Origin of the sequence: Blautia sp. SC05B48 (assembly GCF_005848555.1) — a bacterium.
Taxonomy (GTDB): Bacteria; Bacillota; Clostridia; order Lachnospirales; family Lachnospiraceae; genus Blautia_A.
Map to the genome: position 1 here is coordinate 1,334,675 of NZ_CP040518.1, position 10,167 is coordinate 1,344,841.

The window sequence follows — 10,167 nt, forward strand, 5'->3', positions numbered from 1 at the left end:
TGTCCCTCCTTTCGGTAATTGGTGGATGGGGTGGCGTTTTACCACCTCATTTTGGCAGAAAAAAAGCAGGAGACCTTTTTCAGATTTCCTGCTCGGTGTGCCGCTGTGAGGGCGGCGGATATTTAGCTGTAAAAGTTCGGGACAAGTTGACCCGATGGGTAGATGGTACACTTAAAAATTATGGTTCTCTTGTCATTAGCTCATTAGCATAATGATTAAGAGCTTCACAAGGTTCATATTTGCATTTATAACCAATACCGTCAATTATAATAAATGGATTGTATGCTATAATCTCCACTTGAGAACCATCTGCCAAAGACAGAGTGAAAATAACTGCTTGTCCGGCATATTCTGTATATGAGTTGTCCTTATTGTAAATAACTACCTCATTGAGATATGATACTAATTCCTCTGTTTCTACTATCTGAATTGTTGTATCAGGTGGCGATAACCGAACACTTGCCGAAGTAATATCTGCTGCCTCTAAATCTTTGAATGGTCTATGAGCAGAAAACAAAAGAAAGCTAATACCTATACCGATTAAACATATCAGTGCAATTAACAAAAACTTTTTATGCTTCATTTGATTCTCCTTTACACACTACTATGAAATTTCTTTTTCATCATCTCTTGGTAGTCGGACATAACACACCATTTCTTTTTCACAAGCTCCGAATGTTGAGAAATTTAATTTTGCTTCTTTTAGTGTTATTCCATGATTAGAGTCGCTTGGTTCGTTATCAGAAGCAATGAACGGGTCATTCTCCCAAAAACAAACGGGACAGATATACCCACAATCTTCATTTGCCGGAACATTATAGGTAAAATATCCGCAGCAAGGACATTGGTATTTTTTCATATAAACCTCCCGTTTAAGCCTTGACCTCAAATTCCTGATTTATTTCTGACTTTATTATACTTCATCGATTATCGAAAAGATAGCATATTTTATGAAACTTGTCGGCTGGGAACAGCTTACAGCGCAAGGTGTCCCCAGATGGCAAGTCCACAAAAGGGTAGCTGGCGGCAGCCAGCGCAGGGGAAGCGTAGCGTCCCCTGTATGATTTGGAGCAGACCTTGACTGCGGAAAATCACAGCCCTCCGGCGAGGAGCCTTCGGAGAACGCAATGCACCAACCTTTGGGTGGTGTATAATTGCGCCCTTAGTAAACTAAGGGGTTTCCGGCTTCTCCCGTTCCAGCAGTTTCTTCAATAGTTCCTGCGTGTCCTGCCTGTGAAAAATGAGTTTCAACAACAGCATGACATCATCATCTGTCAGGCGTTCCGGCTCTTGCAGAAAACTTTCCAGCATACCGCCACGAGTACAGAGCCGGTGTGTCCGTTCTTTTCGGGTAAGCTGCTTTAGCTGGTGCTGCAATGCCTTTTCATCATTGATGGCTTTCCGCAGTTTCTTTTCACTCTTTTCCAACTCTCGGTTGAGCTTTTCCAGCTTTGAGGTATCAGGCAAGGGCAGCGTCCTCCTTTCCCGGTATCAGCACATAAATCCTGTTTGGTTCTCCAACGCCCTGACGCACTCGCATGATCAGTCCGGCGGTTTCCAGTTCATTCAGAGAACGCTTGACCGTCATGGGGCTGCGGGACAGGACTGCGGCAATGGCTGTGACAGGGAAGCAGATAAACAGGATTCCGTTCTCGTCCTCCTGTCCGTTGGATAGCATAGCGTCCAACATCCGGCAGTACATGACCTTTGCGGTGCTGCTGACTGGAAATCCTGTCAACGCTCTGGGAAAGGGCATACAGGGCGGCAACGGTGTGCCTATCGTCATAAATTCAAAATTCATTCGGTGTGTTCCTCCTTTTTCTTTGCTCTTTTGGATAAATAACGGGGGCAGTCAACCACAACCGCCCGGAAGCTCTGCTTGCACCCATGCTTGCATTTCCGGCATAATTCGTTGTAAGTGACACGCCCCCGGTCATTGAGGTAAAAAGAAAGCTCATGCTTCCTCTTTTTGCTCATTCTCGGCATATTGCGTTTCCTCCCGTTTTAGTGTATAGTTTCGGGGCGATTTTCGGCAAAATTACGGTCATAGAGCCGTCTAAAATCTCCAGAAGTATCAGCGATAGGGTAGACTATCCCCCTATCAGATTGTCGTGTTTCGGTATCATTTCGGTATCAGTTCGCCAGTTCTCCCCGGTGTCGTTCCTCCCCTGAATCTCACAGCGGCGTATCGCTCCCTTTGGTACGCTCGTTTCGGTCAGGGTTCCTCCATATCCCTGCCAAAAGTCATGGCGCTACATCGCCGGGGAAGCATATCCCACACAGGCTGGTCATTCGATTGGAATAATCCATCGATGAACTACCTGTATCATAGAACATTTTTGTGCCCTGTGCCGTATGTCCACAAAGTAGGAATTAAGGGTAAAAATCAGAAATTTCCACGATTGCGGAAAGTATGATATAATCCAGTTAAGCGGCAGTAATGAAACCGCCGGAAAGGAGCGTGCGCCCATGAAAGGAGCGACAAGCATACAGGAACGCCTTTGGGAACTCCGCAAGGACAAAGGCTTAAATCTGGAAGAATTATCAGAGCTGACGGGCATTTCCAAATCAGCTCTTGGCAGTTATGAAAAAGAGGATTATAAGGAAATCAATCATGGCAACCTTATCACGCTGGCAGACTTCTATGGGGTTTCCGTTGATTATCTGCTGTGCCGGACAGAGAACCGGGAGCAGATCAACACGCCACTAACAGAGCTGCATTTGAATGATGAGATGGTGGCACTTCTGAAAGGCGGTCGGATTAACAACCGTCTGCTCTGTGAGCTTGCCACTCATAAGGACTTTATCAAGTTTCTTGCGGACATTGAGATTTATGTAGATGGGATTGCCACCATGCAGATTCAAAACCTCAACGCCCTTGTCGATACTGTCCGGCATGAAATCATTGAACGGTATCGCCCCGGCGAAGACGACCCGCATTTGAAAGTGCTGCAAGCCGCCCATATCAGCGATGATGAATATTTCAGCCACATGGTTCTTGATGACCTCAATCTCATTATCCGGGATATTCGGGAAGCCCACAAAAAGGACAGCGAGAGTGCGCCCCAGACCACCGTTGCCGATGAATTGAAAGAAAATTTGGAAGCGGTTGAAAATTTCAAGGGCAGTCGGGATGAAAAGCTGGTTGTCCTTTACTGCAAGCAGCTCGGCATCAACTATAAAAATCTGTCAGACGAAGAATTTCGCTGGCTCATTCGGATTCTACAAAAATCAAAGAAAACAGGAACTCCTATCAGTCAAAGGAAAAAACGGTAAAGAAAAACCGCTGTTGCATGGTTGTGTTTGCTTCCATGTAGCAGCGGTTGGTGCTATACTTATTCAGTTAAAATTTCAAAGCGATAAAGTGGAATTTATCTTAGAAATTACAGCAATGTTATTTTGATAAACTTTCAAGAATTGAAATATCATGCTTATCTTTATCTCTTAATTCATAACCTGAGTGGAAAACTCTTTGGCCTTTTAAGGATATACAAGGAATTGTTTTTCCTTCAAAAAAAGCACTACCAAAGTAATCTTTTTCAAACTCATACCAGCCACCCTCTAAATCAGCTTGTTTTGAAGTTCCGTCCTCATTTAAAACGAACGGGTGAATGTCTAAGTAACCAAGTTCATCACTATATAACTCTATTCTAACCGGTTTCCAGTCTGTATCAATTTTATAGCCCAGATTCAAAAGCACATTTAACAATTTTTCCGTATGTTGAGCATCAAAATTTATATCTATATCTCTATGAATTCTTGTTTGTTTACCAGCTAAAATATCTACACCCCATCCGCCATCCAACCAGTATGTAATTCCAGTATTTTCGAATAATTCTATTACTTTCATTAAATCTTCTTTTGTTGTTATTTCTTTTCTACCCATACAAAGTCTCCTTTACAACTTCTAATTTGTAATAATCATTCTACCATACCGTTATGAATAAATCATCTCATGTAAAACAATTTCTTCTGCCCGGTTGTGAATGTTATTGCAACGCTGCACCCATTCCATTTGACGGGTACGCTTCAATTCCTCGGTCACGCCCTCGGCAGCTTTCATCTGCTCCATGATGGTGTCTAACCGTTTCTGTGCCTGTTCGTTCAGGTCTGCAAGATATGTCCACAATTCCCCGGTCAGGGTCAATGTGTGTAATCTGGCTGGGCAGACTTCTCTTAAATATTCCCGGTGCATCCGTCCGTACTTTCCGATGGGGCGGTGTTCCTCCGGCAACTTCAAGTCCGGGATGTAGTAATCTCCAACAAGGATATAATCAATTCCGTTTTCTTTTATTCTTGGTTTCAATTCGCTCATGTTCCTTACCTCCTGTGGAAGCAGGCTCGTCTGGTACTAACTCAATCACATCGGTAATCTCACAATTCAGCGTTTCGCAGATACGGGCTAATGTATCCATGCTGATGTGCTTTCCCTCTTTGCTCATGTTGGCAATCATATTTGTTGTCATACCAGCAGCAAGCCTTAAATCCTCTTTTCTCATATCACGCTCTAACAGTGTGTGCCAGAGTGGTTTATAGCTGATGTGCATATTGTTTTCCTGCCTTTCTATCCATACCACCGGAGCGGCTGCCCCGGCAGGAACTTTTCTCTTATTATAGCACCAATCTTGTGAAATCACAATTTATTCTTGTAGCCTGCCGCTGATACCGTCTGGATTGGCTTTTCCTTTCTTTTTGTTCCCTTTAATTAGCCATGAACTGCTTGATTCCCTGGGACTTGGCTCCGGGATTGTCATTTCCATACCCCTCTAGGAGATTGATAACTCCCCAAACTGCCAGACCAGCTCCGATTGCAACAACCAGAGTCTGTAAAATATTAATTGCGGATGTAAAAAACGCCATAATCTATGTTCTCCTTTCGTAACTGCTGTTTCATTGTGATTTTCAAACGGTCACTACTCAGAGGGTTCCGCCCTGATGGGCGGTCTTTCATGCTTACGCATATCGCTACCTCCCAAAAGGGCATAAAAAAAGAGCTATGTATGTTTTACGTTACATGCTCTATGCCTTCATTTTCATTATTTGATTGTTTTTCCAGTTCACTGCCTTCATACACATAAAGGTCGAACGCTTCTTCCGGACTTAACCGGACTTCCATCTGATGTTTCATATATTCTTCCACATGAAACTCATTCTTTTTATCATAATCGGATAATTGCTTATACCGTTTATGTTTTGTAATATCAAATTTATCACTGTAAAACGGACGGACACCACGAAGCTGCAAAATACATTTGTTACCGTCCATGACTGCCAGTTCATCCCGGCTCATCAGTTCTTTTCCCGTTTTCTGATAGTTCAGACCATAAGATCTGCTCTGGCCTCTTGTATCAGAAGTGTTATATAAATCAATTGTTTCCTTTCCCAGTGTCTCTGAAATTTCTTTCAGAGTGGTACTTTCCTTTCCACCAAGGAACAGCATGGTATCATGAGGTAAGGTTCAGCTCATCCTTTGCAGGACTTGCGTCCCCTCCCTCCCAAACCGCACGTACACCTCTCGATGTATACGGCTTTCCGCTTATTATATTTACGGTATTAAGAATGAATCAGTTTATGACATTCAGGGCATACCACAAGAGTTTTCCGTCTCCTTTTGCGCATAAGGAGTACCCACTCCGCATTGCCCTTTAAGTCTTTTAGTTTCTTTACTTGATGGATTTCCAGATTTCTGCAATCCTTTCCACAAAGTTCACAGGTATGGCGTTCCACTCTCTGTTTCAGAGTGTTGGTTTTAGCGTATTTTGAGAACTGCGGAAGTTCGCTCACATTGTCAAACTTCGTAGCTGATTCTTTTCGCTTAAACCCGTCTCTGTAAAAGGTCGTGATTTTCCTTCCTGCTCTGGTATCGTATGCGATTGTAAACAGACCTCCAACACAATATCTGCGCTTGATTTCGTGAACATTTGTTTTATACTTACAGGCAAATGTCTTGTACATACTGTACTTCATAAGATTGGCAAATCTGCCTATCTTGAAGGAATCATTTGCTATGGCATAATAGTTGTAAAGTCCACGAACTTCCGCATTATATCTTGCCAGAATCTCTATATCGCTTTGATTTACCAGTTTTCCTCTGTGTAGGGCTACAAATCTTTCTTTTCCGTTTTCGTTAATCTTGATTTTGATTGCATGATATTCCAGTAACTTTCCCACCCATTTTTCTCTGGGTACAAGTAATTTCACCACTCCTGCATTGCTTCTGATTTTGTATCCTCCTGCGGATTTCTTTAAATCCTGACTTCTGGATACCGTAATGTCATAGCCTAAAAATCTGGCTCTGTCTCCTGTATGCGTAACTTTGGTTTTGGTTTCGGACATTTCCAAATCCAGTTCTTCCCTGAGAAATCTGCCGACGTCAGCTTTCATCTGTTCTGCGTCCGCTTTGCTCCCAATTACTCCAATGATGAAATCATCAGCGTATCGGGTGTACTGAATCCGTTTATACGTCTCATCCAAAGGTTCGGTCGGAGTTAGCTGTCGTGTTTGCTTTTCAAGCATTTTCAAATGTTTATTGCGTTCCCAGCGTTCTTCTGGAGATAAATCCGCCCACTTCTTTTTGCCCATACATCTATAATAGGATGCCTTTTTGACAACTTTCTTGTAGTCGGAGTTCATTTGTTTCTTCTTTCCTCGGTTATATTTCTGTGCATATTCCTCCATAAATTTATCTAATTCGTGAAGGTACACATTTGCAAGCACTGGACTGACACCTGAACCCTGCGGTACTCCGCTGTATGTCCGATTGTACGTCCATTGCTCCATATAGCCTGCTTTTAGAAATTTCCAGATGAGTTGTAGAAACATTTCATCATCAATACGTTTTCTCAGCAATCTGATGATTGTGTGGTGATTAAAACTGTCGAAGCAGGCGTGTATATCGCCCTCAACAAACCAGTTCGTTCCCGTAAAGGTTTTCTGTATCTGGTATAATGCTGTCTGACAGCTTTTGTTTGGTCTGAACCCATGAGATGTTTTCTTAAACACAGGCTCATAAATGCTTTCTAAAATCATCTTCACTACTTCCTGCACCAGTTTGTCATTGCCCGACTGGATTCCCAACGGACGCTTTTTATTACTGTTTTTCTTAGCAATATATTCCCTGCGTGCAGGTTTTGGCAGGTAACTTTTATCTCGCATGGATTCAATAATCCTTTGGATTCTTTCGTCACTCATGCCATCAATAGTAGTTCCATCTGCACCGGCAGTCATACTGCCTGTGTTTGCATATATGTTTTTATATGCAAGCCAATAGAACTCTGGATTGTACAGATTCCGATATAATCTTTGAAACCTGTAAGATTCATTCTTTGACTTTTCCGTCAAACTACTTAATACTTGGATTGGATTTCTCAATGCCTCTCGCACCGTCCTTTCATATCGTATTAGTAAATAAGCTGCTCCCCTTCGCCATGTGAACGTCATTAACGTCTCAGACTACTATGGGAGCTGTGTGACCATGCCCGTTACCAGGTTTAGGTCATCCCCAGTTAGTATTTATGGAATTAGCGTTTCGTGTTGTCGGCACCGACTTTCGCCATTTACCCGCTGTCTTGCGGTTGTCCTTCCATGAGTATCGCTTGCTTTCATAACTGCGAAATGAAACCAACATGGAATAGCATACGTTTCAATCCTTTTCGTATGCGGAGTGCGGATTCCCCCACTCTGGCTATCGTTCAGGCAGTTTAGCTTTGTACCTCATACACGAATTTTTATTCTTGAATTTTCAGATACACAGGATTAGTACCTTATCATTCAGGCTTTTATCCATTGACAAAAGCGACAACATGCTACACTCCCCTTCGGGTTTCCCCTCTCGGATAAGTTGTAGAATAATAGGCTGTGATTTTTCATCACTTGATACTTTTACCTACTGCTTGCTAAAGGCAGTATTCCATAAATACCACGCCGCCGAATTTATAATGCGCTGGCGACTTCTGGGCGCACACAGTTTCCTGTGATGGTTTCCGCTGCATCCTTATAAATGGTCTTGAGCTGTGACTGTGACTGCAGAATAATAGATGCGGAGATTTCTCTGCTTCGGATCGTTGCAATCAGCTTATCGAACTTCGGAATTTGTCCAATATTTGCGAACTCGTCACAGAGGATTCTCACATGATAAGGTAGTCTTCCATGATGAACGTCATCGGCCCTGTCGCATAACAGGTTAAAAAGCTGACTGTACATCATGGCAACCACAAAGTTAAAAGTATCATCCGTATCAGAGATTACAATAAACAATGCTGTTCTTTGATCTCCAATCATATCCAACTCCATCTCATCATAAGACATAAGCTCCCGCAGCTCTGCAATATCAAAGGGTGCGAGTCTTGCACCACAACTAATCAAAATACTTTTTGCTGTCTTTCCTGCCGCCAGTTTGTATTTTTTATACTGCCTTACTGCAAAATGGTTCGGCTCGTCTCTTTCCAGCTCCTCAAATAACAGATCCACTGCATTTTTAAACTCTTCATCTTCTTCCCTGGTTTCACTGGCATTGATAAATTCCAGCAGGGTTGAAAAATTCTGTTCTTCCTCCGGTGCTTCATAGTAGATATACCCAATCAAAGCACAATACAGCAGACGTTCCGCTTTTGTCCAGAAATCCTCGGAAGATTTTTCTCCCTCTCCTTTGGTATTTACCATGATCGTATTTACCAGTTTCAGAATATCTTTTTCCGAACGAATGTAATGAAACGGATTATAGTGCATACTTTTGGCAAAGTTGATGGTATTCAGCACCTTGATTTTGTAAGGAGCCATTACCACTCTGCCATTTTTATCACGCAGGATTTTCCCATTTTTATCTTTCTTCGGTGTCCCTCGTGCTAACATCTTACCACATTCTACGATAATTGTCCCCTTGGGATCAGTAACTACAAAGCTCACATTATCCGGCATCTGCATAAGCTGTGGTTTCACATAAAATCTGGTCTTACCGCTGCCAGATCCCCCGATCACTATGACATTCTTGTTTCTGGCATACTTTGGTTTCTTCGGTCTGCTGTTCATTGTCAGACGTTCCGTTTGTGTCAGCAGAATATTGTTCTCAAAGACCGGATCAATAAAAGGGGCTATATCCTTTTCATTTCCCCATCTGGCAGAACCATATTCTTCTCCCTGGCGAAACTTCTTTCCATTTTTTCCCTTAAAATACACCACTGCCCACACACTGACTGCAGCAATAGTTCCCGCAGCCAGACTTTTCGGTTGTATACTTGGCAGCAACTTTTTAAACGCTAACGGATAGTTCATAAGGAGAACCATCAGCCTGTCCACTACTGTACTGCCCCTGCAATACTGATACAGCCAGGTGCATTTATTTACCACATAAAATACAACCACATACGGAATATACAACAGAACCTTTTTTATCACTTCTGCATTCGGGGGACGCACCTGAAATCCTTTCAGTTTTTTCTTTATATTTTTTATCCCACTCATAAGGTCGGCTCCTTCTGTTTTTCTTTCGATTTTTCCCGTTCTCTCTGTTTATCCTGGCTGCGGGCTGCAATTGCCTGCTGTAATTTCTTACGGACAGACGGTTTCTTTGTTTTATTCAGCGTCTTTCCGGTAAATTCCCGGAATGCCGCAGTCATCACATCCACATCCCTTGCCTTGAAGAAAACGAAATATCGGGGTGGATCTACGGACTTATCACGTTTCAGGCTAAAATCAATGCCATACTTTTTTGCCACTTTTTCAAAAGCCTTGATGTTGTTATCCGTAATCTCAATGTTGGAAAGCTGAACATTCTGCTGTGCCAGCTTCTTTAAACTCTGCTTTCCATGATAATCTTTGTCTGGCGGTCCCTTTACCTGCTGTTTTCTTGCTTTCTCTGCTTTTTCTTTCTCCATCGCTGCCAGAAAACGCATCATTGCCTGTTTCAATAAACGGGCTGTCACTTTTCCACCAGTGATACACAGGGACACTGTTTTTTCATTCACTTCTTCCTGCATCAATCTGTTCCTTTCTATGGTTTTCCAACAAACGATCTTCCTTTGCTCCTACCCGGATACAGCAGTACAGAACAAAATTGACTGCTAACACCAGAAGAATCCCTGCAATAATCAATAACATTCTCATTTTATACCCCTTTCATCATTCAAAAGGGCATCTATGACTTTGCTGCCCATAAATGCCCCTACATTA

Annotated in this window: 14 protein-coding genes and 1 pseudogene; 1 reads left to right on the forward strand and 14 read right to left on the reverse strand. The window is 42.6% G+C overall.

Translation table 11 applies throughout. The annotated features are described in order from the left end of the window. Positions 1-178 precede the first annotated feature (178 nt). The 5 genes from EYS05_RS06100 to EYS05_RS06120 all read right to left on the reverse strand — a co-directional run bounded on the left by EYS05_RS06100 (position 179) and on the right by EYS05_RS06120 (position 1,986). Positions 179-583, reverse strand: a complete 405-nt coding sequence (locus tag EYS05_RS06100; protein ID WP_002594806.1) for a hypothetical protein — start codon at positions 581-583, stop codon at positions 179-181. A 21-nt stretch (positions 584-604) separates the two neighbouring features. After that, a complete protein-coding gene (locus EYS05_RS06105; RefSeq protein WP_002594807.1) occupies positions 605-859 on the reverse strand; it encodes a CPCC family cysteine-rich protein in 255 nt (84 codons plus the stop codon). Positions 860-1,170: 311 nt separating this feature from the next. Next, a complete protein-coding gene (locus EYS05_RS06110) occupies positions 1,171-1,467 on the reverse strand; it encodes a DUF3847 domain-containing protein (protein WP_002594808.1) in 297 nt (98 codons plus the stop codon). Further along, positions 1,460-1,801 carry a DeoR family transcriptional regulator gene (locus EYS05_RS06115; protein ID WP_002584329.1) on the reverse strand — a complete coding sequence of 114 codons (342 nt, stop codon included), beginning with the start codon at positions 1,799-1,801 and terminating at the stop codon, positions 1,460-1,462. Before EYS05_RS06115 ends, EYS05_RS06110 begins: the two co-directional genes overlap by 8 nt. Next, the gene (locus EYS05_RS06120) at positions 1,798-1,986 is read right to left on the reverse strand and encodes a hypothetical protein (RefSeq protein ID WP_002584330.1); all 189 of its coding nucleotides are present in this window, start codon (positions 1,984-1,986) and stop codon (positions 1,798-1,800) included. The genes EYS05_RS06115 and EYS05_RS06120 overlap by 4 nt, the downstream gene beginning before the upstream one ends. A 483-nt stretch (positions 1,987-2,469) precedes the next feature. Between EYS05_RS06120 and EYS05_RS06130 the strand changes: the two genes are divergently transcribed. Beyond that, the gene (locus tag EYS05_RS06130) at positions 2,470-3,276 is read left to right on the forward strand and encodes a helix-turn-helix domain-containing protein (RefSeq protein WP_002584331.1); all 807 of its coding nucleotides are present in this window, start codon (positions 2,470-2,472) and stop codon (positions 3,274-3,276) included. A gap of 118 nt (positions 3,277-3,394) precedes the next feature. On the opposite strand, the gene EYS05_RS06135 is transcribed toward EYS05_RS06130, so the two are convergent. The 9 genes and pseudogenes from EYS05_RS06135 to EYS05_RS17445 all read right to left on the reverse strand — a co-directional run bounded on the left by EYS05_RS06135 (position 3,395) and on the right by EYS05_RS17445 (position 10,101). Beyond that, a complete protein-coding gene (locus EYS05_RS06135; RefSeq protein ID WP_009266803.1) occupies positions 3,395-3,886 on the reverse strand; it encodes a nucleotidyltransferase domain-containing protein in 492 nt (163 codons plus the stop codon). A gap of 51 nt (positions 3,887-3,937) precedes the next feature. After that, the gene (locus EYS05_RS06140) at positions 3,938-4,315 is read right to left on the reverse strand and encodes a TnpV protein (protein WP_002584333.1); all 378 of its coding nucleotides are present in this window, start codon (positions 4,313-4,315) and stop codon (positions 3,938-3,940) included. Then, positions 4,275-4,547, reverse strand: a complete 273-nt coding sequence (locus tag EYS05_RS06145) for a helix-turn-helix domain-containing protein (RefSeq protein ID WP_002584334.1) — start codon at positions 4,545-4,547, stop codon at positions 4,275-4,277. The genes EYS05_RS06140 and EYS05_RS06145 overlap by 41 nt, the downstream gene beginning before the upstream one ends. Before the next feature lie 154 nt (positions 4,548-4,701). Then, entirely contained in the window at positions 4,702-4,860 is a 159-nt protein-coding gene (locus EYS05_RS06150; RefSeq protein ID WP_002595213.1) for a Maff2 family mobile element protein, read from the reverse strand. A gap of 145 nt (positions 4,861-5,005) precedes the next feature. Next, a pseudogene (locus tag EYS05_RS06155) lies at positions 5,006-5,446 on the reverse strand (TraM recognition domain-containing protein); the annotation flags it as partial. A gap of 107 nt (positions 5,447-5,553) precedes the next feature. After that, the gene (locus EYS05_RS06160; protein WP_055057444.1) at positions 5,554-7,371 is read right to left on the reverse strand and encodes a reverse transcriptase/maturase family protein; all 1,818 of its coding nucleotides are present in this window, start codon (positions 7,369-7,371) and stop codon (positions 5,554-5,556) included. 561 nt (positions 7,372-7,932) lie between these two features. Further along, positions 7,933-9,459 carry a VirD4-like conjugal transfer protein, CD1115 family gene (locus EYS05_RS06165; protein WP_138276810.1) on the reverse strand — a complete coding sequence of 509 codons (1,527 nt, stop codon included), beginning with the start codon at positions 9,457-9,459 and terminating at the stop codon, positions 7,933-7,935. Next, positions 9,456-9,974, reverse strand: a complete 519-nt coding sequence (locus EYS05_RS06170) for a PcfB family protein (protein WP_005421637.1) — start codon at positions 9,972-9,974, stop codon at positions 9,456-9,458. Before EYS05_RS06170 ends, EYS05_RS06165 begins: the two co-directional genes overlap by 4 nt. Further along, positions 9,955-10,101 carry a hypothetical protein gene (locus EYS05_RS17445; protein WP_174235837.1) on the reverse strand — a complete coding sequence of 49 codons (147 nt, stop codon included), beginning with the start codon at positions 10,099-10,101 and terminating at the stop codon, positions 9,955-9,957. Before EYS05_RS17445 ends, EYS05_RS06170 begins: the two co-directional genes overlap by 20 nt. Between the last annotated feature and the right edge of the window lie 66 nt (positions 10,102-10,167).

Bases quoted from the DNA above. Each gene is read 5' to 3' on its own strand.
- EYS05_RS06100 (WP_002594806.1), bottom strand. From the start codon at position 583: ATGAAGCATAAAAAGTTTTTGTTAATTGCACTGATATGTTTAATCGGT.
- EYS05_RS06105 (WP_002594807.1), bottom strand. From the start codon at position 859: ATGAAAAAATACCAATGTCCTTGCTGCGGATATTTTACCTATAATGTT.
- EYS05_RS06115 (WP_002584329.1), bottom strand. From the start codon at position 1,801: ATGAATTTTGAATTTATGACGATAGGCACACCGTTGCCGCCCTGTATG.
- EYS05_RS06120 (WP_002584330.1), bottom strand. From the start codon at position 1,986: ATGCCGAGAATGAGCAAAAAGAGGAAGCATGAGCTTTCTTTTTACCTC.
- EYS05_RS06130 (WP_002584331.1), top strand. From the start codon at position 2,470: ATGAAAGGAGCGACAAGCATACAGGAACGCCTTTGGGAACTCCGCAAG.
- EYS05_RS06135 (WP_009266803.1), bottom strand. From the start codon at position 3,886: ATGGGTAGAAAAGAAATAACAACAAAAGAAGATTTAATGAAAGTAATA.
- EYS05_RS06140 (WP_002584333.1), bottom strand. From the start codon at position 4,315: ATGAGCGAATTGAAACCAAGAATAAAAGAAAACGGAATTGATTATATC.
- EYS05_RS06145 (WP_002584334.1), bottom strand. From the start codon at position 4,547: ATGCACATCAGCTATAAACCACTCTGGCACACACTGTTAGAGCGTGAT.
- EYS05_RS06150 (WP_002595213.1), bottom strand. From the start codon at position 4,860: ATGGCGTTTTTTACATCCGCAATTAATATTTTACAGACTCTGGTTGTT.
- EYS05_RS06165 (WP_138276810.1), bottom strand. From the start codon at position 9,459: ATGAGTGGGATAAAAAATATAAAGAAAAAACTGAAAGGATTTCAGGTG.
- EYS05_RS06170 (WP_005421637.1), bottom strand. From the start codon at position 9,974: ATGCAGGAAGAAGTGAATGAAAAAACAGTGTCCCTGTGTATCACTGGT.
- EYS05_RS17445 (WP_174235837.1), bottom strand. From the start codon at position 10,101: ATGAGAATGTTATTGATTATTGCAGGGATTCTTCTGGTGTTAGCAGTC.